Source organism: Maribacter huludaoensis, assembly GCF_029350945.1.
GTDB classification, from domain to species: Bacteria; Bacteroidota; Bacteroidia; order Flavobacteriales; family Flavobacteriaceae; genus Maribacter; species Maribacter huludaoensis.
Genome location: NZ_JARKMS010000009.1, coordinates 43,563 through 66,969, shown reverse-complemented (window position 1 = coordinate 66,969; position 23,407 = coordinate 43,563). Strand labels below are relative to the sequence as shown.

Annotated in this window: 19 protein-coding genes; 4 read left to right on the top strand and 15 right to left on the bottom strand. The window is 36.1% G+C overall.

Annotated elements, in window-relative coordinates; genetic code table 11:
* Positions 1 to 9: 9 nt before the first annotated feature.
* From pulA to tamL, 7 genes are all read right to left on the bottom strand, one after another.
* Entirely contained in the window at positions 10 to 1,992 is a 1,983-nt protein-coding gene (gene pulA, locus PXC01_RS18225) for a type I pullulanase (RefSeq protein ID WP_276473705.1), read from the bottom strand.
* A 239-nt stretch (positions 1,993 to 2,231) separates the two neighbouring features.
* On the bottom strand, positions 2,232 to 3,095 hold the full coding sequence (locus PXC01_RS18220) for a sigma-70 family RNA polymerase sigma factor (protein ID WP_276473704.1): 864 nt from the start codon (positions 3,093 to 3,095) through the stop codon (positions 2,232 to 2,234).
* 159 nt (positions 3,096 to 3,254) lie between these two features.
* Positions 3,255 to 5,471, bottom strand: a complete 2,217-nt coding sequence (locus PXC01_RS18215; protein ID WP_276473703.1) for a polyribonucleotide nucleotidyltransferase — start codon at positions 5,469 to 5,471, stop codon at positions 3,255 to 3,257.
* A 211-nt stretch (positions 5,472 to 5,682) separates the two neighbouring features.
* Positions 5,683 to 5,952, bottom strand: a complete 270-nt coding sequence (gene rpsO, locus PXC01_RS18210; RefSeq protein ID WP_058106043.1) for a 30S ribosomal protein S15 — start codon at positions 5,950 to 5,952, stop codon at positions 5,683 to 5,685.
* A gap of 183 nt (positions 5,953 to 6,135) precedes the next feature.
* Entirely contained in the window at positions 6,136 to 7,011 is an 876-nt protein-coding gene (accD, locus tag PXC01_RS18205) for an acetyl-CoA carboxylase, carboxyltransferase subunit beta (RefSeq protein WP_276473702.1), read from the bottom strand.
* Positions 7,012 to 7,040: 29 nt separating this feature from the next.
* Positions 7,041 to 8,108: a class II fructose-bisphosphate aldolase gene (gene fbaA / locus PXC01_RS18200; RefSeq protein ID WP_276473701.1), complete on the bottom strand. Its 1,068-nt coding sequence runs from the start codon at positions 8,106 to 8,108 to the stop codon at positions 7,041 to 7,043.
* Between the two features lie 60 nt (positions 8,109 to 8,168).
* Positions 8,169 to 10,733, bottom strand: coding sequence for a translocation and assembly module lipoprotein TamL (gene tamL / locus PXC01_RS18195; RefSeq protein WP_276473700.1), 2,565 nt, complete (start codon positions 10,731 to 10,733; stop codon positions 8,169 to 8,171).
* A 54-nt stretch (positions 10,734 to 10,787) separates the two neighbouring features.
* Here tamL and PXC01_RS18190 point away from each other — a divergent pair, with 54 nt between their 5' ends.
* Positions 10,788 to 11,507, top strand: a complete 720-nt coding sequence (locus PXC01_RS18190) for a TrmH family RNA methyltransferase (RefSeq protein ID WP_276473699.1) — start codon at positions 10,788 to 10,790, stop codon at positions 11,505 to 11,507.
* A 62-nt stretch (positions 11,508 to 11,569) separates the two neighbouring features.
* On the opposite strand, the gene porT is transcribed toward PXC01_RS18190, so the two are convergent.
* Together porT and ubiE are read right to left on the bottom strand one after the other, a co-directional pair.
* Positions 11,570 to 12,262, bottom strand: coding sequence for a type IX secretion/gliding motility protein PorT/SprT (gene porT / locus PXC01_RS18185; RefSeq protein ID WP_276473698.1), 693 nt, complete (start codon positions 12,260 to 12,262; stop codon positions 11,570 to 11,572).
* Positions 12,263 to 12,318: 56 nt separating this feature from the next.
* Positions 12,319 to 13,050 carry a bifunctional demethylmenaquinone methyltransferase/2-methoxy-6-polyprenyl-1,4-benzoquinol methylase UbiE gene (gene ubiE / locus PXC01_RS18180; RefSeq protein WP_276473697.1) on the bottom strand — a complete coding sequence of 244 codons (732 nt, stop codon included), beginning with the start codon at positions 13,048 to 13,050 and terminating at the stop codon, positions 12,319 to 12,321.
* Between the two features lie 229 nt (positions 13,051 to 13,279).
* Here ubiE and trkA point away from each other — a divergent pair, with 229 nt between their 5' ends.
* Together trkA and PXC01_RS18170 are read left to right on the top strand one after the other, a co-directional pair.
* Positions 13,280 to 14,629: a Trk system potassium transporter TrkA gene (gene trkA / locus PXC01_RS18175; protein ID WP_276473696.1), complete on the top strand. Its 1,350-nt coding sequence runs from the start codon at positions 13,280 to 13,282 to the stop codon at positions 14,627 to 14,629.
* Between the two features lies 1 nt (position 14,630).
* The gene (locus tag PXC01_RS18170) at positions 14,631 to 16,124 is read left to right on the top strand and encodes a TrkH family potassium uptake protein (protein WP_276473695.1); all 1,494 of its coding nucleotides are present in this window, start codon (positions 14,631 to 14,633) and stop codon (positions 16,122 to 16,124) included.
* Positions 16,125 to 16,197: 73 nt separating this feature from the next.
* Here the strand turns inward: PXC01_RS18170 and PXC01_RS18165 are convergent, their stop codons facing one another.
* Positions 16,198 to 17,388, bottom strand: coding sequence for a pyridoxal phosphate-dependent aminotransferase (locus PXC01_RS18165; RefSeq protein WP_276473694.1), 1,191 nt, complete (start codon positions 17,386 to 17,388; stop codon positions 16,198 to 16,200).
* 15 nt (positions 17,389 to 17,403) lie between these two features.
* Positions 17,404 to 18,504: a fatty acid desaturase family protein gene (locus tag PXC01_RS18160; RefSeq protein WP_276473693.1), complete on the bottom strand. Its 1,101-nt coding sequence runs from the start codon at positions 18,502 to 18,504 to the stop codon at positions 17,404 to 17,406.
* Positions 18,505 to 18,624: 120 nt separating this feature from the next.
* On the opposite strand from PXC01_RS18160, the gene rsmG reads away from it, so the two are divergent.
* Complete coding sequence (rsmG, locus tag PXC01_RS18155) at positions 18,625 to 19,260, top strand: 16S rRNA (guanine(527)-N(7))-methyltransferase RsmG (RefSeq protein ID WP_276473692.1); 636 nt, start codon at positions 18,625 to 18,627, stop codon at positions 19,258 to 19,260.
* Positions 19,261 to 19,557: 297 nt separating this feature from the next.
* Here the strand turns inward: rsmG and PXC01_RS18150 are convergent, their stop codons facing one another.
* From PXC01_RS18150 to PXC01_RS18135, 4 genes are all read right to left on the bottom strand, one after another.
* The gene (locus PXC01_RS18150; protein WP_276473691.1) at positions 19,558 to 20,067 is read right to left on the bottom strand and encodes a DinB family protein; all 510 of its coding nucleotides are present in this window, start codon (positions 20,065 to 20,067) and stop codon (positions 19,558 to 19,560) included.
* Positions 20,068 to 20,180: 113 nt separating this feature from the next.
* Entirely contained in the window at positions 20,181 to 21,809 is a 1,629-nt protein-coding gene (gene pruA, locus PXC01_RS18145; protein ID WP_276473690.1) for an L-glutamate gamma-semialdehyde dehydrogenase, read from the bottom strand.
* 81 nt (positions 21,810 to 21,890) lie between these two features.
* Positions 21,891 to 22,277, bottom strand: coding sequence for a Co2+/Mg2+ efflux protein ApaG (gene apaG / locus PXC01_RS18140; protein WP_276473708.1), 387 nt, complete (start codon positions 22,275 to 22,277; stop codon positions 21,891 to 21,893).
* A 5-nt stretch (positions 22,278 to 22,282) separates the two neighbouring features.
* Complete coding sequence (locus PXC01_RS18135; RefSeq protein WP_276473689.1) at positions 22,283 to 23,407, bottom strand: DUF3667 domain-containing protein; 1,125 nt, start codon at positions 23,405 to 23,407, stop codon at positions 22,283 to 22,285.

The following is a 23,407-nucleotide window of genomic DNA, read 5'->3' as shown; positions in this document are numbered from 1 at the left end:
AAATAATACTCATTTTTGAAAGGCAACGTACATGGAAAGTGCAGGAACCTGAATGGTATCTTTTACTAATTGTAAGCCTTCAAAGTCAAAGGTACTACCTGAAACGGCTTTATGCCAAACGCCTTCAATTTTATAATCTATTTTTTTGTTTGATGCGTTATAAATGATCAGTATTTTCTGCCAATTGTCATTGTTTACATTCTGATCTATAATGAAAGAAACAAGGCTATCATTGGTCTGTTGGAATTTTACTTTTTCGCGAACTTCGTTTGCATTGGAAATATGAAATGCAGGATGCTCTTTTCGTAAGCGAATTAAGTTTTTGTAGTATTTGAACACTTCCTTATACTCAATTTTCCAATTCCAGTTAATTTGATTAATGCTGTCTGGCAAGTTATAGGAATTATGTTCCCCATTTTTAGTACGTAGCATTTCTACACCGGCATGTAGAAACGGAGTGCCTTGTGAGGTCAGTACAATGGCATTCGCTAATTTATCCATTGCTATTAACGTTTCTACGTCAGCATCTGGTCTTGAAATTTTCAGTTTGTCAAAAAGTGTGTGGTTGTCATGGCAAGAGACATAATTTATAGATTGCCAAGGTTCATTGGTCCAAGGGGTATTGGAATAATTTACACTATCGTAGTTGACATCAGGATGCTGAATAGCTCCTACAATTCCAAATTTTATGGACTCTTGTTTATTCTTGGCACCACTTACGAAACCTAAACTCTGGTCATCAAAAACAGACCCTTTTAGTCCATCACGCAAATCGTCATTAAAAGCTGCAATTTTTGGTAATTGTTGCATGTGTTTTTTAAGAGCACGCTTTTCTTCCGGTAAAGGAGAATCTCCTGCGGTCCACCCTTCACCGTAAAGTAATGCATCAGGGTTTAATTTTAGAACGGCATCAGCAATATTATTCATGGTCTCAATGTCATGAATGCCCATTAAATCGAACCTAAAACCATCAATATGATATTCTTTGGTCCAATAGGTGACAGATTCTATCATGAATTTGCGCATCATACTAAGTTCAGAAGCAGTTTCATTACCGCAGGCAGCGGCATCTGAATAAGATCCGTCTTGCCAATGTCTGTAATAATAACCGGGAACTTCAAGATTAAAATTAGAAGTATCGGTTCTGCCCGTATGGTTGTAAACAACGTCCATAATTACACCTATGCCATTGTCATGGAAAGATTTGATCATTTGTTTAAATTCCTTAATACGTACTTCCGCATTAAATGGATCTGTTGAAAATGAACCTTCTGGAACGTTATAATTATTTGGGTCATATCCCCAATTAAATTGTGGAGAATCTAAATTTGTTTCATCAATAGAATAGTGATCAAAAGAGGGTAAAAGATGCACATGTGTAATACCTAGTTCCTTTAAATGGTCAATACCTGTGGATACATTATTATTTGCAGTGGTACCTTTTTCGGTTAACCCTAAATATTTACCCGGATAGAATGAACCAGATTGTGGGTGTATGGTCATATCACGTACATGTAGCTCATAAATAATGGCTTTGTTTGGTTGTTTTAACAGAGGAGCACGATCATTGTGCCACCCAATAGGATTAGTGGATTCCATATTTATCACCATGGCTCTATTGCCGTTAACACCTACTGCTTTTGCATATATACCGGGAGTTTCATCTAACCATTTATTGTTGTTTTTTACTTGGTAAGTGTAGTATGTTCCATTCAAATCTCCTTGAATTGCTATATGCCATACACCAGTGGTTGACTTTTTAAGGGAATATATCTCAAAAGCTTCCACATCATTACCTTTTTTAAATAATCTTAATACTACTTCTTCTGCGTTTGGGGACCATAGTTTAAATGAAGTGGAATTTTTACCATAGGTAACCCAGAGATTTTCATCAACAGGCGTAGTGTACCTGTTATATTCTTTGGTGTTGTTAGATATTTTACACGAATTAAACAATAGTAGAATTATAAGAATTAGTAATATGTGCCTCATTAGCATGGTGTAAGCTTCTAAGATAGTTAAGAATCTTACAAGGGGTAATTTTTAGAAGGTGAATTATAAAACTATTATAAATGAAAAAACTCCGGTAATCAGCCGGAGTTTATTCATCAATCAAAAAACGAACAGTCATGATAAACTGTTGTTACCGTTAAAATTACAATTAATATGCCATATTACCAATTTGAGGAATATTTAACATGTAATTTTTATAGCTTTAACGCTAAGGATTTTTAACCCAAATACGTTTTTAATATTTTACTTCTAGACGTATGCTTTAATCGTCTGATCGCTTTTTCTTTAATTTGACGAACTCTTTCTCTAGTAAGGTCAAAAGTTTCACCAATTTCTTCTAAAGTCATGGAATGCTGATTAGCAAGACCAAAATACAAACGAATAACATCAGCTTCACGTGGTGTCAATGTTTCTAAAGCACGCTCAATTTCTGTACGTAAAGACTCATGTAGCAGTTCTTTATCCGGGTTTGGAGACTCACCACTACGAAGTACATCGTAAAGGTTAGAATCTTCACCATCAATTAGAGGAGCATCCATAGATACGTGTCTACCTGAGTTTTTTAATGATTGTTTTACATCATCAACGGTCATATCCAACTCTTTTGCAATTTCTTCTGGAGAAGGCATTCTTTCATGTGCTTGCTCTAGAAAGGCAAAAGTTTTGTTGATCTTATTGATAGAGCCAATTTTGTTCAATGGCAAACGAACGATACGAGATTGTTCTGCCAAAGCTTGTAATATAGATTGACGGATCCACCATACGGCGTAGGAGATAAATTTAAATCCCCGCGTTTCGTCAAAACGCTGTGCAGCTTTGATTAGACCAAGGTTTCCCTCGTTAATCAAATCCGGTAAAGTAAGTCCTTGGTTTTGGTACTGCTTGGCAACTGACACCACGAATCTGAGGTTGGCTTTGGTAAGTTTTTCAAGAGCGATCTGGTCGCCTGCCTTGATGCGTTGTGCCAACTCTACTTCTTCATCAGCGGTAATCAAGTCCACTTTTCCAATTTCTTGTAAGTACTTGTCCAAAGATGCGGTCTCTCTATTGGTGACCTGTTTTGTAATCTTAAGCTGTCTCATTAAAATAAATTAAGTTCAATTTGCATAGACTGCATATACTTATACGAAAAAATCTTCCGAATGTTACAATTCAATAAAAAAAAGTTCATTTTTCCGTTGAACTACATAAAAAAAGCCTCGACTGATTAGTCGAGGCTTTAAGAATAAACTTACAAAGAGTTAATCTCTTCTTGGTTTTCTATCGCGATTACGATCGTTTCCACGACGGTCGTCTCTACGTTTATCATCACGTGGTGGTCTTTCAACAAAGCCTTCTGGTTTTGGTAAAAGTGCTTTACGGGAAACTTTCTCTTTACGGGTACGTTTGTCTATACCAAAGTACTTCACATCGAATACGTCACCCATGTTCACAACATCGGTTACATTTTCTGTACGTTCCCATGCCAATTCAGATACATGTAACAATACTTCATTACCTGGCGCGTCTGTATATTCTACAACAGCACCAAAGTCCAATATTTTAATAACCTTTACTTCGTAAACGCTACCAACTTCTGGCTTAAATAATAAAGAATCTATTTTTGCCATAACAGCATCAATACCTTTGCTACCAACACCTAGTACTTCAACAATACCTTCTTCTGTAACAGGGTCTTCATTAATAACGATTGTAGTCTCGGTTTCTTTTTGTAGTTCCTGAATTACTTTTCCACCAGGACCGATCAATGCTCCAATAAACTCATTAGGTATACGTCTAGTAACCATTGTAGGTGCGTGATCCTTAACCTCTGCATTTGGTGTTTCAATAGTTTCGGTAATTTTACCTAAAATGTGTAAACGACCGTCACGAGCTTGTTTTAAAGCGTTTACAAGAATTTCATAAGACAATCCTTTTACTTTAATATCCATTTGGCAAGCGGTAATACCATCTGCAGTACCGGTTACTTTAAAGTCCATATCACCTAAGTGATCTTCATCACCTAAGATATCGGAAAGAACAGCGTATTTTCCAGATTCAGTATCTGTAATCAATCCCATTGCAATACCTGAAACTGGTTTTTTCAATTGAACACCGGCATCCATCATTGCCATGGTACCAGCACAAACAGTAGCCATAGAAGAAGAACCGTTAGATTCTAAAATCTCGGATACTACACGTACTGTGTAAGGACAATCTTCAGGAACCATTCCTTTTAATGCACGTTGAGCCAAGTTACCGTGACCAACCTCTCTTCGAGATGTTCCACGAATAGGTCTTGCTTCACCTGTTGAAAAAGGAGGGAAGTTATAGTGTAAATAGAAACGCTCTTCACCTTCGTAAGATGGCATGTCTATTTGGTTTGCTTCTCTACTTGTGCCCAAGGTAACCGTAGCTAAAGCTTGAGTTTCTCCACGTGTGAAAATAGAAGAACCGTGTGTAGAAGGTAAATAGTTTACCTCACACCAAATAGGTCTAATCTCATCTGTCTTACGACCATCTAAACGCAAACCTTCATTCAATGTTAAATCTCTAACAGCTGCTTTTTCAGCTTTGCTGTAGTATTTAGAAATTAATCCGCCGAAATCTGCTTGCTCTTCTTCAGAAAAAGAAGCGATAATTTCTTCCTTGATTTCACCAAAAGCAGCACTACGTTCATGTTTGGCAGAACCTGCTTGTGCAACAGCATATACTTTATCATATGCCATGTCGTGAATTTTCTGAGCTAAATCAGCATCTTCTCTTTCTGGCTCGTACTCACGTGTTTCTTTTTTACCAAAAGCTTCTGCTAATTTAACTTGAGCAGCACACTGTACTTTAATGGCTTCATGAGCAAACTTAATTGCTTCGGTCATTTCTTCTTCAGAAATCTCATCCATTTCACCTTCAACCATCATCACAGAATCTGCAGAAGCACCGATCATCATATCAATGTCAGATTCTAATAATTGAGCTCTAGTTGGGTTAATGATGAATTCACCGTTTACACGACCAACTCTTGCTTCGGAAATTGGACATTCAAAAGGGAAATCTGATAATTGAATAGCTGCAGAAGCTGCTAAACCTGCCATAGCATCTGGCATAACGTCTTCGTCATGAGACATTAATTGAATCATCACCTGGGTTTCAGAGTGATAATCTTTTGGGAATAATGGACGTAGTACACGATCCACTAAACGCATGGTCAATACTTCACCGTCACTTGGTCTTGCTTCTCTTTTAAAGAAACCACCTGGGTAGCGACCTGCAGCAGCAAATTTTTCACGGTAATCTACCGTTAGTGGAAGAAAGTCCACATCACTTTGTTTGTAGTTGGAAACAACTGTACATAATAACATACATTTTCCTGATTGTACAACAACAGAACCGTGTGCCTGTTTTGCCAATTTTCCGGTTTCGATAGAAATTTCTCTACCATCCCCAAGGTCAATGACCTCTTTAAATACTTTTGGAATCATAAAATTCGATTAAAACCTGCTCATGCAGATTTGTTAAACAATGGTCTTTCCGACTGAAATTTTCTCTGGTCGGAGTTGTTGTGTTGTTGTGTTGACCAATGAAAAACCGTGTGTAGCTTTTTGTTCGCCTTTGCCAAAATACTTGGCTTTAACTCCTAAGGCATGGAGTACTTAAAAAAAAGGGGATAGTTAACTATCCCCTTTTTAAAAATTATTTTCTAATACCTAGCTCTTTAATAAGCTCTCTGTATTTTACAATATCATTTTTAATCATGTAATCTAAAAGACTTCTTCTTTTACCTACCAATTTTACAAGTGAACGCTCAGTGTTGTAATCTTTGTGATTCTTTTTCAAGTGACCGGTCAAGTGGTTGATTCTGTGTGTGAACAAAGCAATTTGTCCTTCTGTAGAGCCAGTGTTTTCTGCACTACCGCCGTATTTTTTAAAAATTTCGGCTTTTACTTCTTTTGATAAATACATTCCAATATTGTTTTAAATGATTTTTATGTATGTGATTGTTTTTTAATCAGGGCGCAAATATACAATTATTATTGAAATTTGCAGTATATTTTATAATCAAAAATGCTCACCAAATCAATTGATGTGGCGAGCATTTTACAATTTACCGAAATATATTAATAAAAGCGTTTCTTCATTACTACACTAAGCAGAAGCTTTTTCTGCCCTCACAGGGTTATTTTGTATTAAATCTATGTATAGATTTACTTTTCTTTTTAAATCTCTTCTATGTGAAATGAAATCTAAGAAGCCGTGTTCCAATAAAAATTCTGAAGATTGAAAACCTTCAGGTAAATCTTTACCTGTAGTATCTTTTACAATTCTTGGACCTGCAAAACCAATAAGTGCACCTGGCTCTGCAATATTGATATCACCTAGCATGGCGTACGATGCAGTTGTACCACCCGTTGTTGGATCTGTACATAAAGAAATGTACGGTAAACCAGCTTCAGATAATTGAGCCAATTTAGCAGATGTCTTAGCCAATTGCATTAATGATAGGGCAGCTTCCATCATACGTGCACCACCAGATTTAGAAATCATCATGAAAGGCACTTTTTTCTTAATGGCGTGATCTATACCGCGGGCAATTTTTTCACCTACAACACTACCCATTGAGCCTCCAATAAATTTAAAATCCATACAGCAAATAACGATGTCTTTACCATAAGACTTGCCAAAACCTGTTCTAACAGCATCTTTTAATCCTGTTTTTTTCTGTGCCGCTTTTAAACGCTCGCTATATTTTTTGGTGTCTTCGAATTTTAAAGGGTCTTTGGAAGAAAGTTTCTCGTCAAGTTCCGTGAACTTATTATCGTCAAAAAGAATTTCAAAATATTCTTTACTTCCAATTCTTACATGATAATCATCTTCTGGACTTACATAAAAGTTTTTTGCAAGATCGTCTGACTCAACAATTTTACCTGTAGGCGATTTGTACCACAAGCCTTTTGGTGTGTCTTTCTTTTCTTCGGTAGAGGTTTGTATACCTTTTTCTTTTCTTTTAAACCAAGCCGTCATATCATCCATTTTATGGTTATCCTATACGATTATAACGTATTAACGTTATTTAAATCTTCAAATGCTTTTTTCAATCTTTCAATAAAAGATATTTCTCCTTTTCTTAACCAAACTCTTGGGTCATAGAACTTTTTGTTTGGTTCGTCCGCTCCTTTAGGGTTACCTATTTGAGATTGTAAATACTCCTTGTTCTCCTGCACATAGTCACGAACACCAGATAAGAATGCATATTGTAAATCTGTATCAATGTTCATTTTAATAACACCGTAGCTAATACCTTCTCTAATTTCCTCAACAGTAGAACCAGATCCACCGTGGAATACAAAATCAATATGGTTATGTTCTACACCGTATTTTTCTGAGATATATTCTTGAGAATTTTTAAGGATTTTTGGTGTCAATTTTACGTTACCAGGTTTGTATACCCCGTGAACATTACCAAAAGCAGCGGCAATTGTAAATCTAGGGCTAACTTTAGAAAGCTCTTCATAAGCATACGCTACTTCTTCTGGTTGTGTATATAGTTTGGAATCATCTACATCAGAATTATCTACACCATCTTCTTCACCACCTGTAATACCTAATTCGATCTCTAAGGTCATGTTCATTTTGCTCATGCGCTCCAGATAACCTTTACATATTTCAATGTTCTCTTCTAAAGGCTCTTCAGAAAGATCGATCATATGGGAGCTGAACAATGATTTACCGGTTTCGGCAAAATGTTTTTCACTGGCATCTAAAAGTCCGTCGATCCAAGGTAAAAGTTTTTTAGCACAATGATCTGTATGTAAAATTACCGTAGCACCGTAAGCTTCTGCTAATTGGTGTACATGTTTGGCACCTGCAACTGCCCCTAAGATAGCAGCTTGTTGCCCATCATTAGAAAGCCCTTTACCGGCATTGAACTGGGCTCCGCCATTTGAAAATTGTATAATTACGGGAGCGTTTAAGCTAGCTGCAGTTTCTAGAACACCATTAATAGTGTCAGAACCTATTACGTTTACTGCAGGTAATGCAAATCCTTTTTCTTTTGCGTAGTTGAAGATTTCTTGAACTTCATCTCCGGTTGCAACTCCCGGTTTAATGTTGTGAGCCATAGTTATGTTGTTGTTTGTTTCTTAAAAAAATGAAAAACAAAAGTAATAAAACAATTATATTTAAAAGGGATAGTTTATGCCTATTTGTAATACTGAATTTGCAAAATTGTAATCTCTAAACCATCTTTTTGATTGAATTTCAGCAGGATTATAAGTTTTAAAACCTAGGTCTAATCGAAATAGGAAGTAGGTGAAATCATATCTAAGTCCTAGTCCGGTGCCTAGTGCAATGTCCTTTAAAGATGCAATTCCGTCAAAAGTGGCATTTGGGTCTTCAACATTATCAAGAACGTTCCATATATTTCCTGCGTCGGCAAAAATAGCACCGTTAATATCGCCAGCAACAGGAAATCTATATTCTAGGTTAAAAGCCAGTTTTAAGTTTGCTTCATTAAAGTCATTAATTGCAGAAGTGCTTCCCGGACCCAATGAATAAGGGAACCAAGCTCTGTTGTCATTTGATCCACCTCCAAAATAACTACGAACAAAGGGAATGTTGTCAGAGTTGCCATAGGGAATAGCGATACCGAAAAATGCTCTTGCCGCCAAGACGTTAGCTCGTTTTAAATCCCAGTACTTCACATACTCAAACTCATTTTTTATGTATTGTGAGAAGGGAACACCAAATACCAATAACTGTTCATCGTCATTTTTATTGAATGGAACTAAAGATGAAATTGCCGATAATACATTACCTGCTCCTTCCACCTTCCAGCGAAATTGGTAAAAAGAATTATCAATAGGCCCAGTTCTATTGGTCTTGTTAAATGTGTAATTGGATGCGAATATTAGATTGTTCTCGGTCAATCTAATACGTCTTTCTTCAATGGTGTTTACATCATCAAAATCATCTGTAGTAGAATTTACGGTACCATCTAAAATAGCATTGGTGAAACCACTTGTTCCTGACGGGATTATTAAATTTAATTCAGTGTCACTATCCCTAGGCTCAAAAAAATCTGTTAGTTCTGGATATAAATCTGGGTCTTCATAACCATCTGCAATATCATCTAATAACTCATAAGTGTTGGTGTAAACATTGTAGAACCTTTCTTCGTTTACATTTCTGACAAATTGAATGTTTAGTAATTCAACTTCATGTTTTACAAAATCACTAGGTGCCCAATTATAGCCAATAACAGCATTAAGAGTTTGTTTGTCCAAGCCTATATTGTTCTGAAAATTGGTACCTATGGCAATTCTGGTTTTGGGCAACGTGTAATTTGGGATTAATCTAGAGGTATTGATGAAAGGAAACCAGATTCTTGGAAAATCCAATGAGATATCACCACCGAATTCAGAGAAGTAATTGGCCTCAAACGTATTGCTACTTAATAGACCATAAGAGCCATTTGCGGAAATACTCAAATTTTCCGCACCTTTAAAAATATTTCGTATTAGAAGGGTAGTGCCAAGACCTACACCTAATCTACGTAAGTTAGATCGGCTTACTTCAAAATTAGTTCCAAGGGCGTATTTGGTTTTTGGTGCTAGATATATGTTGGTGTTTACTTTGTTGCCTACAGAATCTGCCTCAAAAATTATGTTTGGGTATTTAAATACGTTGAGTGCGTTTAATTGTCTAGATGACCTTATTTTGTCTACGTCCCTGTATATACTATCTTTTTTGAAAAAAACGGCATTGGCCAAAGTTTTTGGTTTGATGTCAAAATTCTTTGAATAATGAATAGTATAGTCTTGGTAATCTATAGTATACAATGAATCTTGAGAATTTGCAGAAAGGTAGTCAGTGTAAATATTTATTTTATTTATAGTCTCTACTTTATACGCAGAAGTCGTCACTTCGTTCTCTCCTCTGGTCTTTAAGTCACCAATGTTCAACGTAATGTTCATTTGTTGATCATTTGCCGCTTTAATAGTGTCTCTTAGAATATCAAAGGTAATAGAGCTTTCTTGAAAGTTACGTATACCGCTATTTCTAAAAATACCGGTTAATCGTTCTCTTTCATTATTAAAATTACTTAAGTTGAACTGTTGTCCTTCTTTTATAAGGGACTCAGCGGAATTTAAAAAGTACAAACTGTCTATTGCCGTAGACGAGATATTGTTAGTGAGCGAATCGATCATGTATGGGTCACCAAGATCAATATGATAATTTACTTTAACTTTTTTGTGCCTGGTACTGTCAATTTCATACGTAGTATTATTTGTAAAATATCCTTTGCTTTGGTAATAGGCACTCAGTTTTGCTAGGCTTAAACGTGTTTTTGTAGTATCTAAAATTGTAGGTTCTTCGCCAATATCCTTTAGCCAATTACTAAGTCCTTTTACTATAAAAGATTCTCCTAGGCGTTCAACCTGTTTTTCTGAAAGCAGTTTATCAAGTCTTTTTTTTCTGTTCTCTTTTTTGTTTAACCAAGCGTTATATGATGAGTCTGGATTTTCTTTGGCTAGGTTATAAAGATTAAGTCTTAGGGGATAACCTAGAACGGTAGAGTTGGATTTTTGGTAGATTAGGCTTTCCAGTTCTTCATCGTTTACTTTGATAGAATCTGCGTAAACGGCGTTTTTGACCACCAAATATTCATTGTCCCCAACTTTCTTTAGCGAGTTACAGGATAACAGGACTATTGCCAGTAGGGATAATAAGCTTATTTTAGCCATGATGTTTTTGGAGCAAAGTGCCATCCTCATAGAAATCAAAAATACATTATTTGAATGGTTGTCAAAAGTGAATTGAAACTTATCAAAAGTCTACAGCAAAAAAAATGCCGAAATGAGCATAGGCTATTTGTAGTGGAAGGAAAAAAGGCTATTGAAGAAGTAGTGAATTCTGATATGAAAATTTACAAGCTTTTTGCAGTTGATCCCTTAGGTCTGGACGTAGGTAGAGAGCATGTTGAAAAAGTAACTGCTAGGGAACTTGGTCAAATGAGCAGTTTAAAGAACCCTAACGGATATCTTGGGGTTTTTTATATACCGGAACCAACTAGAAAAATAAGTTCTGATTGGGTTCTGGTACTTGATGGAGTGCAGGATCCAGGTAATTTAGGAACCATTATTAGACTTAGCGATTGGTTTGGTGTAAGTGATATTGTATGTTCTTTGGAAACGGTTGATTGTTATAATCCTAAAGTATTGCAGGCCACTATGGGCTCTATTACAAGGGTGAATATTAGGTACACGGAACTTAAAACTTTTTTGTTGGAAACAGAGTTACCTATTTACGGCACGTTTATGAACGGTGTAAGTGTAAACAAGACTAAGCTACCAGAAAAAGGAATTATGATTATGGGTAATGAAGGTAAAGGGGTTTCTGAATCTGTAGCGAAATTGTGCACGGCAAGGTTGGCAATACCACAATTTGGAGGTGCTACTACAGAAAGCTTAAATGTGGCTTCTGCAACGGCAATTCTATTACACGAAATAAGAAAATAGCGCGGTTTTTTAATTGAAAATTTTTTAGCTTTTGCTAATTGCTAATTGCTAATTGCTAATTGCTATTCAAAAGTGAAGTTGATGAAGATGCCCCGTGTTTTTAGTGACTCAATGTTTCCGGTCCATGGACTGTTAGGGTCATTGTCCGGCACTAGCTCATCGGTAATGGCAAAAACTCCACGAATAGATGGGGTAAATTTAAAATACTCCAGGTAGAAGTCAATTCCAAAACCAAGTTCATAATTGTATACCCATTTTTTCATTCTAAAGGTACCGGTACTGTTGTCATCAAGACTTTCTTCATTGCTCCCTAAATTGAGTCCGGTAGAAACACCGCCTAAAAGAAATGGTTTAAAATTGCCATATCTTCTAGTGCTTGCTTTTAGCAGTAACGGAAAATTAATATAAGTAGATTTAACTTCTCGTATAGCATCACGCTCATCTTCAAAACCTGGAAAACCCATTAACCTAGATCCATAATGTAACCCGGGTTCAAAACGAACATCTAAGAATTCATTCACTCGCACCTCGCCAATTAATCCAACATTAAATCCAAAACTTTTACTGACCAAAATATCTTGGGCATTTTCTTTGTATTCAATTTTAAAATCATATTGGTTTAAACCAAGAAAATAACCCCAGTTCAAGAGTTTTTTGTCTTCGTTCTGTTTATTCAATATAGGACTTTCGTTGAATTGAGCACTGATCAAATTCGTAATCAACAACGTTAGGCTTATAAAAAACCACTTTTTCATATATCCTGGTTTGCTATTGTCATGCATCAAAAATATATTGTGGATAAATATTGCGATCAACCCTTTTTTGCAACATATATTGATGCAACCCCAAATGTTTGAGGTTTATTTGTTACATCTATAAACCCAATTTCGCGTAAAATATTGTTGAAGTTTTCGCCATGAGGAAAAACGGAAGCCGATTCGCTTAAATAGCCATATGCAGAATCATCCTTGGAAAATAATTTTCCAATTAAGGGAAGAATGTTTTTGGTATAAAAATTATAGCCTTGTTTGTATGGTGTTTTTGTAGGTATAGAGGTTTCTAATACTACCAAAGTTCCTTTTGGTTTCAATACACGTAGAATTTCTGCCATCCCGGTATTAAGGGTTTCAAAATTTCTGACGCCAAAAGATACCGTTACCGCATCAAAAGAATTGTCAGCAAAAGTAAGTTTTTCACTATCGCCCACCACCATTTGAATAGTACTGTCAAGCTTTTTGTCGCTCACTTTTTCTTTGCCAATAGCTAGCATACCGGGCGAGATGTCTAGACCTACAATTTTTTCTGCGCCAGTTTTTACAAGGGCAATGGCTAAATCTCCAGTACCTGTTGCAATATCCAATATAGATTGGGGTTGTTCTTTTTTTAAAATTTCAACCACTTTCCTGCGCCATTTAATATCTATTCCAAAAGAAATTACACGATTTAAGCCGTCGTAATTTTTAGAAATAGTATCGAACATTTGAGTAACCTGCTCTTTTTTTCCTAAATCGGAGTTTTTATATGGAGTGACTTTTTGGGGCATTTTATTGCAATTTTTTTGACAAATATACAATATAGCTAATGCTTAATTCCATTTTAGCTACTTAGGTTACTAATTGATGGGTTAAAGAATTGAAAATAAAGATTAAACTAATTTAATTATGTAATTTTGTGCCTTAATAAATGCTATTGTTTTTCAAGACTACTTTTAAGTATACATAATAGTTAAGAGTAAAAATTTGTGCTTGATTTTTAGCGCTCTAATAAAATAAATGAAGATTATAATTGCTGGTGCTGGAGAAGTAGGCTTTCATTTAGCCAAATTACTCTCTTATGAGTCACAAGATATTACCTTGATCGATTCTAAAAAAGAAAGTCTTGCGTATGCGGATAATCATCTAGATATACGAGTTTTAAAAGGTGATGCAACTTCTATTGCAGTTTTAAATGATGCTCAAGTAAAAGATTCGGATTTGGTTATTGCGGTAACTTCTTCTGAAACTACCAATTTAACGCTTTGCATGTTGGCAAAACAATTGGGATGTAAGCGAACGATTGCAAGAATTTCAAATACCGAATTCATAAAAAATAAAGAGCTATTACGATTCTCGGATTTAGGAATTGATGAACTGATATCTCCAGAGGCTTTGGCGGCAACTGAAATACAGATGCTTCTTAATAAATCTGCCTTTAACGATACCTACGAATTTGAAGATGGTGAGTTGATAATGGTTGGTGTCTCATTACTTAAATCCGCACCTTTTGTGGGTAAGCAAGTAAAGGAGGCGGCAAAGATTTTTCCGGAATTGCACTTTATGCCTATTGCGTTGCAGCGAACCGGTACGCAATATACGGTAATACCAAGGGGAGATACCCTTTTTAAAGAAGGAGACCAGGTATACTTTATTACCGTAAAAAAAGGCGTTGATGAGCTTTATAAACTTACCGGGAAAAAGAAGGCGGAAATCAAGAATGTGATGATTCTTGGAGGAAGTAAAGTAGGGTACAAAACGGCTAGGGATCTTTGTGCCAATAAATTCAACGTAAAGTTGATCGAGAAGAATAAGGAGAAAGCTTTTGATCTGGCAGATGAATTGCCAAATGCATTGGTGATTAACGGGGACGGTAGAAATGTAGAATTGTTAGATGAGGAGAGTTTGGAATCTATGGATGCCTTTATTGCGGTTACCGGAAATTCGGAAACCAATATAATGTCATGCTTGGTCGCAAAATCAAAATATATAAAGAAGACTATTGCTCTGGTTGAAAATATGGACTATTTTCAGTTATCTCATTCTATAGGTATTGATACCTTGATCAATAAAAAACTTCTTGCGGCAAACAATATATTTAGACATATACGTAAAGGTGAGGTTGTTGCCTTAATGCGCTTGAACAATTTAAATGCAGAAATTTTGGAGTTTATCGTAAAAAGAAACTCTAAAGTAACGGGAACGACCATACGGGAATTGGATTTTCCAAAAGCGGCCACAATTGGTGGAGTAGTAAGAGATGGTCAAGGCCATATAGCACTTGGTGGGTTTAAAATACAGGAAGGCGATAGGGTGGTAGTTTGTTGTCTGCCTTCCGAAATTCCAAAAATAGAACGAATGTTCCTTTAAGATGCGGCTAAATTTAAGAATCATAATTCACATAATGGGGCTTCTATTGCTTTGCAACGGAGGCTTTATGCTTCTAGCGGCGGTAGTAAGTGGAGTATACCAAGATGGAGCAACGTTAAGTATTGCGCTTGCATCTATAACTACCATGTTTGTTGGGGTCTTTATGATGTACTATACCAGAGGGCATAAAAAAGAAGTGAAACAGAAGGAGGGGTACATTATCGTAACTTTTGGTTGGATCGTAATGTCTATTTCCGGTATGTTGCCATATCTGTTTTCTGGTGCATTGCCCACGGTTACAAACGCTTTTTTTGAAACTATTTCAGGTTACACGACAACGGGCGCTTCCATTATGGATGATATCGAAGCAATGCCAGAGGGCATTCTTTTCTGGCGAAGCCTGACCCATTGGATCGGTGGTATGGGAATAATCGTTTTGGCTATAGCAATATTGCCATTGCTAGGTATTGGTGGTATGCAATTATTTTCGGCAGAGGCTCCAGGACCTACGGGAGATAAATTGCATCCAAGAATAACAGATACGGCAAAGCGGCTATGGTTAATATATTTTGGGTATACCGTGGCAGAAACGATATTGTTGCAGGTTGCGGGTATGTCTTTCTTTGATGCTGTAAACCATGCTATGGCAACGCTGTCTACCGGAGGTTTTTCAACTAAAAATGCCAGTGTCGCTTATTATAACGACCAGCCCATTATTCAATATATCATTATATTCTTTATGTTTTTGGCCGGTAGCAACTTTGTGCTGAGCTATTTCGCATTTAAGGGCAAAGTACAGAAGGTTTTGCAAGATGAGGAATTTAGGTATTATGCCGGTTTTGTTACGGTATTTACCATAATAGTGGCTCTAGTGGTTTATTTTCAAGCAAATATCACAGAACTTACGCCAGGTTATCCTATGGTATTGGGTAAGGCAGAGAGTGCTTTTAGACATTCATTGTTTCAGATTATCTCTGTAATAACCACTACTGGTTTTGTTAGTGCCGATTTTACACAGTGGACACCTTTTTTAACCGTATTTTTCTTCGGGCTGTTCTTTTTGGGTGGTTCTGCAGGGTCTACTGCCGGTGGTATAAAAGTAATGCGACATTTATTGATTATTAAGAACGGGGTATTGGAGTTTAAGCGAACATTACATACCAATGCCATTATACCTGTACGTTATAATAACAAAACCGTTAAAGAGAAGATTGTCTATAATATCATAGGGTTCTTTGTGCTGTATATGCTGCTATTTATAATTGGTGCCCTGGTGTTAGGCTTCTTAGGATTAGATTTTGAATCTGCCATAGGCGGGGCGGCATCTTCATTAGGTAACGTAGGTCCTGCTTTAGGGAGTTTAAATCCTGTAAGTAATTTTAACAGCTTGCCCGATCTTGCAAAATGGTGGTGCGGATTTTTAATGCTTGCCGGTAGGTTAGAGTTATTTACCGTACTAATTTTGTTGACTCCTTATTTTTGGAAGAGTACTTAATTGATGAAGATTATTAGAAATAAAAAAGTCCCTTTTCTAAAGGGACTTTTTTTTTATGAATATATGCTGAGGTTTACTTTAGCGCTTCTTTAATTCTTGATATTGCTTCTTTGATTTCTTTTACTGACGCCGCATAAGAAATACGAATACAGTTTCCATTACCAAAAGCATCTCCCGTAACGGTGGCTACATTTGCCTCTTCTAGTATGTACATAGAAAAATCAGATGCGTTATTAATTTGCTTTCCTCTCAAGGTTTTTCCAAAGTAAGCGGTAACATCTGGGTACACATAAAATGCACCTTCTGGCTCATTGCATTTAAAACCTTCAATGTCATTCAATAAGCTTAAAATGAGTTTACGTCTTTCTTTAAACTCATCGACCATATACTTTATACGCTCTGGTGATTCTTCTAAAGCTGTAATAACTGCGCGTTGTGCTATACAGTTTGCACCACTGGTTACTTGACCTTGTAATTTATTGGTAGCACGTGCAATATATGCAGGAGCACCAATGTATCCAATTCTCCATCCTGTCATCGCAAATGCTTTGGCAACACCGTTTACCGTAACGGTACGGTCATACATATCTTCAAATTCGGCCATTGAGGCATGTGCCGTAACACCATAGTTAATGTGCTCATAGATTTCATCGCTCACCACTATGATTTGAGGATGCTTTTGAAGTACGTCCGCCAGTGCACGTAATTCTTCTTTACTGTAAATAGACCCGCTTGGGTTACAAGGAGAGCTGTACCACAACATTTTTGTTTTTGGTGTAATAGCGGCTTCCAACTGCTCAGGAGTCATTTTAAAATCATTCTCCAAAGTGGTAGGTACTTCTACCGGTACACCATCTGCCAATTTTACGATATCGCTGTAACTTACCCAGTAAGGACAAGGTAAAATTACTTCATCGCCGGCGTTCAAAATAACTTGGGCAACGTTATATAAGGACTGTTTAGCTCCTGTTGAAACAACTATTTGAGCAGGCTCATAATTTAAATTGTTATCTCTTTTGAATTTGGTTATGATAGCTTTTTTAAGATCTACATATCCATCAACTGGAGTATAGGAATTATAATCATCGTTCACTGCTTTAATTGCAGCTTCTTTGATGTAATCTGGAGTATTGAAATCTGGCTCGCCTAAGCTAAGACCAATAATATCTTTACCTTCAGCCCTAAGTTCACGGGCTTTAGCAGCCATTTCTAAAGTAGCTGACGGTGTAACACTGTTGATTCTGTCCGAAAGTTGATTGCTCATGGGTACTCTTAATTTCTAATATTGTAAAGTAGGCTCTTTGCCCAACTCTTTTAAATGTTTAAAGTGCGAAATTATAGCTTTTCTAGTAGTTTTATACTCGTGATATGGTAAATTAAATTCCTGTGCCGTCTGTTTCACAATTTTTGAAATTTTTGTGTAATGTACATGGCTAATGTTAGGGAATATATGGTGTTCAACTTGATGGTTCAATCCGCCGGTAAACCAATTTACTATTCTGTTTTTGGTTCCAAAATTTACAGTGGTAAACAGTTGGTGAATAGCCCAAGTGTTTTTCATGGTTCCAGATTCATCGGGTAAAGGGGTGTCCGCATCATCAACGATATGTGCAAGTTGAAAAACAACGCTAAGAATTACACCAGCAACGTAATGCATTAAAAAGAACCCTATTAATATTTTCCACCAAGCAATATCTAAAATAAGCATAGGTAGTACGATCCAAATAGTGATGTACAATATTTTGGTAATGATAAGTGTACTCCAGTTCATGGTAGCACTAGGTAGTTTTCCGTAAGATAATTTACGCTTCATGTAGCGGTACATTTGCTGGAAATCTGTAGTTATTGCCCAGTTGAAAGTCAAAAGACCATAAAGAAATACAGAATAAAAATGTTGAAATCTATGGTGTTTCTTCCATTCGGCATGTTTGGAAAAACGTAAAATTCTACCGGCTTCCATGTCCTCATCATGTTCATGAATGTTGGTATACGTATGGTGAAGTACATTATGTTGTACTTGCCAGTTATAAACATTACCTGCCAAGATGTAAATACTGCTTCCCATTAATTTATTCACCCATTTTTTGTTAGAATAGGCTCCATGGTTGCCGTCATGCATAACGTTCATGCCGACACCTGCCATACCTATCCCCATAACTATGGTCAAAAGAACATTGGCCCAGTTTGGTAGACCTAAGGTCAAAATCAAAAAATAGGGGGCAAGAAATAAAGCGAACATGATTACCGTTTTAAGGTGTAATCGCCAATTACCTGTTTTTTTAAGTTTATTTGTTTTAAAGTATTCGTTAACTCTGCTGTTTAAAGTTTTGAAGAACTTGGCAGAATCAGTTCTTGGGAAACGAATGGTGTTTTGTTCCATAATTCGGTAATCTTTTACTTAATATAATGTAATTGAATCTATAATAGTTTGATAGCTTAATTAAAAGCCAAATCTTTGCACTAGTGAATATACTAATTAAATCTATTTACAAATATACGGATGACTGCTGAAATCATATTTGAAAATTTTCCCAATTTATCTGAGGATCAAAAAAGAAAATTCGAAAAACTAGAGGAACTATATAAAGACTGGAACCAAAAAATTAATGTGGTTTCCAGAAAAGATATAGATGAACTTTATTTAAGACATGTTTTGCATTCATTGGGAATTGCAAAATTTATTCAATTTAAAGAGGGTTCATCTGTTTTAGATGTGGGTACAGGTGGTGGTTTTCCCGGTATACCATTAGCTATCTTTTTTCCAGAAGTTGAGTTTACTTTGGTAGATTCAATAGGAAAAAAGATAAAGGTAGTAAATGAGGTAGTTGAGGGATTACAGTTAACCAACGTAAAGACCATTAATGCAAGGGTAGAGGAAATACCTGATCAATTTGATTTTATTGTAAGTAGAGCGGTAGCGGCGATGCCTACTTTTGTTCACTGGGTAAAGGGTAAAATCAAAAAAGAATCAAAACACAATATAAGAAACGGAATTCTATATTTAAAGGGCGGAGATCTGCAAGATGAATTAAAGGAGTATAGAAATGCAGAAATTTTTGAATTGACCAATTATTTCAAAGAAGATTTTTTTGAAACTAAGAAAATGGTCTATCTGCCTTTAAAGTATAAAGGGTAGTTCAAAGTCTTACAACAAAAAAGAACTATAGTAAGCCTTCTTGTATTTATGGGCAAATTCTTTTAAGTAATTCCATAAATGAATTTGAATACAACTAATATGTAATTTTAAATTGTCAATAATCATAAGCAATTGATTTTAAATGAGGTACAAATTTCGGTAACTCACATTTAGTTTACAATTAATTAACGTTAAATTTACATTGATATTGTATGTATTAGGTGTTAATGTTTCTTAAATAAAAAAAGCCCGTCAAAAAAAATTTTTGACGGGCTTTTTTTATAGGATTTTTAAAGTTTAATTGCTCCATGGAGGTACAACATCATTGCTTCTTGCATAAGCGATCAATTGTCCCTTATGTTCTCCATTGTGCTCCATAATGGCAAGTAGTCCACCTAATTTATTTGACTTCATAAAGCCAAAATCAACTTCTTCATTTAAAGTACCGTCTTCTACTTTTGTGATATTTTCAAGAACAAACTCATTAGATTTTTTTAGGGCGGCTATAATGTTTTCTTTACCTGTAATGTTGCTTAGCCCCATTACATCTACGTCTTCTGGTGGTGCAAACCCTAGTTTTGAGGCAAGAAAATAATTGGCACCCGCCACGTGTAATAGTGCTTCTCCTACAGAACTTATACCTTCTGCCGGTCTCCAATCATATTTTTCTTCAGGGAAAGCTTCGGCAAGTTGAACTACCTGTAATTGGTTACCGTTTAAAACGGCTTGAATGCTGCTTTGTGTTAGACCCTCTTGGGCAAAAGAGATGCAGCTTGTTAAAAGTAAGGTGAATAGTAACTTTTTCATAATTAGTGTGTTAAGGTTGATGTTAAGAATGTATAATCTTTATAATTTACTTTAAAGGTAAGGTAAATTCAAAAAAAAAGCTGAATTTAATTTCAGCCTTTTTAGTTGTTTTCTTATCCTAAAAAAGGATATCTGTAATCTACAGGAGTAACGAAAGTTTCTTTAATTAATCGAGGTGAGACCCAGCGCAATAAGTTTTGAGCTGATCCGGCTTTATCATTTGTTCCAGAAGCTCTGGCTCCTCCAAACGGTTGTTGTCCAACAACGGCACCAGTTGGCTTGTCATTGATGTAGAAATTACCTGCACAATTTTGTAATGCTTTGGTAGCTTCATCAATGGCGTATCTGTCTTGAGAAAGAACAGCGCCTGTTAATGCATATTCAGAAGTTTGATCGATTAATTGAAGGGTTTCGCTCCAATCTTTGTCATCATAAACATAAACGGTTACCACAGGGCCAAATAACTCGGTTTCCATAGTCGTGTATTTTGGGTCTGTCGTTAGAATTACCGTAGGCTCTATGAAATAGCCTTTAGATTTGTCAAAACCACCACCAGCGTAAATTTCTGCATTTTCATCTTCCTTGGCCTGGTTGATGTATTTTACTAATTTATCAAAAGAACCTTCATGAATAACGGCAGTAATAAAGTTGCTCATGTCTTCTGGCGAACCAGGTTTGTTAAATGATTCTATATCTGCCTTTACATATTCTAAAATTTCCTTAGAAGTGGATTTTGGTAAGTACACTCTTGACGCTGCACTACATTTTTGACCTTGAAATTCAAATGCACCTCTAGAAATAGCAGTTGCTACTTGTTTGGTGTTGGCTGTTGGGTGTGCAAGAATAAAATCTTTACCACCGGTTTCTCCAACTATTTTAGGGTATGTTTTATAGGTGTGGATATTGTTACCTATTTGTTTCCATAATTCTTTGAAAACATGCGTAGAACCTGTAAAATGTAATCCCGCAAAATCAGGGCTCGCCAAAACCGTATCCGTGATCATCACTGGGTCACCGTATACTACATTGATCACTCCGTCAGGTAAACCGGCTTCCTTAAATATATCAACAATCACCTTAGCGGAGAAAATTTGGCTGTCACTTGGTTTCCAGACAACTACATTGCCCATCATAGCTGCACTTGCTGGTAAGTTTCCTGCAATGGCCGTAAAGTTAAATGGGGTGATGGCATAGATGAAACCTTCTAGTGGTCTGTATTCTACCCTGTTCCAAATACCTTCTGCAGAATCTGGTTGCTCAGTGTAAATTTGAGACATATATTCTACGTTAAAACGTAAGAAGTCAATCAATTCGCACGCGGCATCTATTTCTGCCTGGTGAATGTTCTTGGACTGCGCAATCATTGTTGCTGCGTTGATTTTTGCGCGGTAAGGACCTGCAATTAGTTCGGCTGCTTTTAAAAAAATGGCAGCGCGTTGCTCCCAGGTCAAGTTGGCCCAAGCATCTCTCGATGCTAAGCAATTGTCAATTGCAGACTGCACATTTTCTTTGCTTGCCGTATGGTAAGTGCCTACAATATGTTTATGGTCATGTGGTGGGGACATTGGCTTAGTATTGCCGGTACGTACCTCTTCAGAGCCAATGTACATAGGTACATCAACATTGTCATTGAAATATACTTTGTATTGTTCCAATACTGCTTCTCTTTCAGGAGATCCAGGAGCGTAGCCTTTAATTGGTTCGTTAAATGCTGTAGGAACTTGAAAAAATCCTTTACCCATTGTCAAATTTTTTAAATTTAAAAGTTGACCAAAGGTACTAAAAGGGTATAGGACTAAAAACTAATAAAAGGGTAAATGAAATTAATTAAGTGCAAAAGGTGCGCTGAACTTAAATGTAGGTATGTATACCCTGAATTTTTGTGCATTGTTTATATTCACCATATTGTAATGGCCTTTCATGGCGCCAATAGGAGAAGTAAGTAAGCAGCCGGAATTATAGGTATGGGAATCACCGGGTTGAATCACCGGTTTTTGACCGATAACGCCTTCACCGTCCAAAGTTTCCATATCGTTTAGGGAATCATATATTTTCCAATGACGAGAAGTCAACTGTACGGCGTCCTTACTTTGGTTTTCTATAGTAATGGTATAGCCAAACGCATAATGCATTTTATAATTTTTAAAGAACGTGCCTTCAAAAGTTGTCTGTACCGATATTTTTATGCCTTTAGTAACTTGTGTTATCATCATATTTAATATGTAAATACGCTTTGTGCTATTAATATGGTTATTGCCAATATCCCTAAGATAAAAAATATTGTGTTTAGGAAAAAATACTTTATAACCGTTTTAACTCTTCTTTGTTTATAGAAATTGCGCATTGCTTTGTAGAGATAAATGGCGAAAATTAAAATAAAAACTCCTTCACTTCTAAAATTGAATACGGCATTAAGCAAATTGCTAACAATGAGCAAGATAAATAATAATGACTGATTGTGAAAGCTAAAGATTAAATGATCGGTATAAGTGTATTTTTTTCTGATATAGACCAGCCAAATGAAAAAGGAAAAGAACGGTAGAAAGAAAAAAGTGGTAAACGGAAGTTTGGAAACCAAAGAATTTAAGAATGTGCCAGGTCGCTTTTCAATTTCTACAAAACTATTGGCAAGGTTGAAAGTAATTTCGTTTTCTCTATTTTCAGGTATTTCAAATTTGCTGACCCCTTGTTCAAAATAGTAAATAGTGTCGTGTTTTATGATAGAATTAAAAAAATCTATTTTGCCAAAGAACCTACGTGTAAGATTTTCGGTGTTTATTTCTTTGAAGTATGATGTTGGATCGCTTAAAATAATTGAGTCTTTATTGCTAATTCTATCTTTGAAAAATTTGCTCATTTTAAGCGAATCTATTTGAATTAAAGCTAGTTGCCTTTCTTCTTCACTGTCAAATTCAATTTTTTGGAATTCTTTGTTAAGGTCAAATATTGATTTTTGGTTGTTGTAACCGTATTTGTTAATAGATTTAAATTCGCTATTGTAGCTAATTATCAAAAAATAGATGATGGATAAACTCAGTAAAAAACGAAAAGGGTTTGTGTAGGATAGGCGCCTACCGCTTATATATTCTCGCGTTATTTTTCCCGGTCTTAATAAAAGCGCGGTCAGGGTGCGCCATAATTTAGAATCGTAGGATACGTAATTGGCTAGGAATTCCTCAAAAAAATCTAAAAGCGTTAGTTTTTTAGTGCTATTGGCCTGTGAGCAATTTGGACAGTATTTATCGCTTAATTTTAACGGGTGTCCACAATTTAAACAGTCTACGCCCCTGTATTTAAGTTCGTATCTGCCCTTTGGTTGAGTGGTTGGTTTGTTTTCCAT

Excerpts from the sequence above, each read along its gene's own strand:
- pulA (WP_276473705.1), bottom strand. The coding sequence starts at position 1,992 with ATGAGGCACATATTACTAATTCTTATAATTCTACTATTGTTTAATTCG.
- PXC01_RS18220 (WP_276473704.1), bottom strand. The coding sequence starts at position 3,095 with ATGAGACAGCTTAAGATTACAAAACAGGTCACCAATAGAGAGACCGCA.
- PXC01_RS18215 (WP_276473703.1), bottom strand. The coding sequence starts at position 5,471 with ATGATTCCAAAAGTATTTAAAGAGGTCATTGACCTTGGGGATGGTAGA.
- rpsO (WP_058106043.1), bottom strand. The coding sequence starts at position 5,952 with ATGTATTTATCAAAAGAAGTAAAAGCCGAAATTTTTAAAAAATACGGC.
- accD (WP_276473702.1), bottom strand. The coding sequence starts at position 7,011 with ATGACGGCTTGGTTTAAAAGAAAAGAAAAAGGTATACAAACCTCTACC.
- fbaA (WP_276473701.1), bottom strand. The coding sequence starts at position 8,108 with ATGGCTCACAACATTAAACCGGGAGTTGCAACCGGAGATGAAGTTCAA.
- tamL (WP_276473700.1), bottom strand. The coding sequence starts at position 10,733 with ATGGCTAAAATAAGCTTATTATCCCTACTGGCAATAGTCCTGTTATCC.
- PXC01_RS18190 (WP_276473699.1), top strand. The coding sequence starts at position 10,788 with ATGGTTGTCAAAAGTGAATTGAAACTTATCAAAAGTCTACAGCAAAAA.
- porT (WP_276473698.1), bottom strand. The coding sequence starts at position 12,262 with ATGAAAAAGTGGTTTTTTATAAGCCTAACGTTGTTGATTACGAATTTG.
- ubiE (WP_276473697.1), bottom strand. The coding sequence starts at position 13,050 with ATGCCCCAAAAAGTCACTCCATATAAAAACTCCGATTTAGGAAAAAAA.
- trkA (WP_276473696.1), top strand. The coding sequence starts at position 13,280 with ATGAAGATTATAATTGCTGGTGCTGGAGAAGTAGGCTTTCATTTAGCC.
- PXC01_RS18170 (WP_276473695.1), top strand. The coding sequence starts at position 14,631 with ATGCGGCTAAATTTAAGAATCATAATTCACATAATGGGGCTTCTATTG.
- PXC01_RS18165 (WP_276473694.1), bottom strand. The coding sequence starts at position 17,388 with ATGAGCAATCAACTTTCGGACAGAATCAACAGTGTTACACCGTCAGCT.
- PXC01_RS18160 (WP_276473693.1), bottom strand. The coding sequence starts at position 18,504 with ATGGAACAAAACACCATTCGTTTCCCAAGAACTGATTCTGCCAAGTTC.
- rsmG (WP_276473692.1), top strand. The coding sequence starts at position 18,625 with ATGACTGCTGAAATCATATTTGAAAATTTTCCCAATTTATCTGAGGAT.
- PXC01_RS18150 (WP_276473691.1), bottom strand. The coding sequence starts at position 20,067 with ATGAAAAAGTTACTATTCACCTTACTTTTAACAAGCTGCATCTCTTTT.
- pruA (WP_276473690.1), bottom strand. The coding sequence starts at position 21,809 with ATGGGTAAAGGATTTTTTCAAGTTCCTACAGCATTTAACGAACCAATT.
- apaG (WP_276473708.1), bottom strand. The coding sequence starts at position 22,277 with ATGATAACACAAGTTACTAAAGGCATAAAAATATCGGTACAGACAACT.
- PXC01_RS18135 (WP_276473689.1), bottom strand. The coding sequence starts at position 23,407 with ATGGAAAACAAACCAACCACTCAACCAAAGGGCAGATACGAACTTAAA.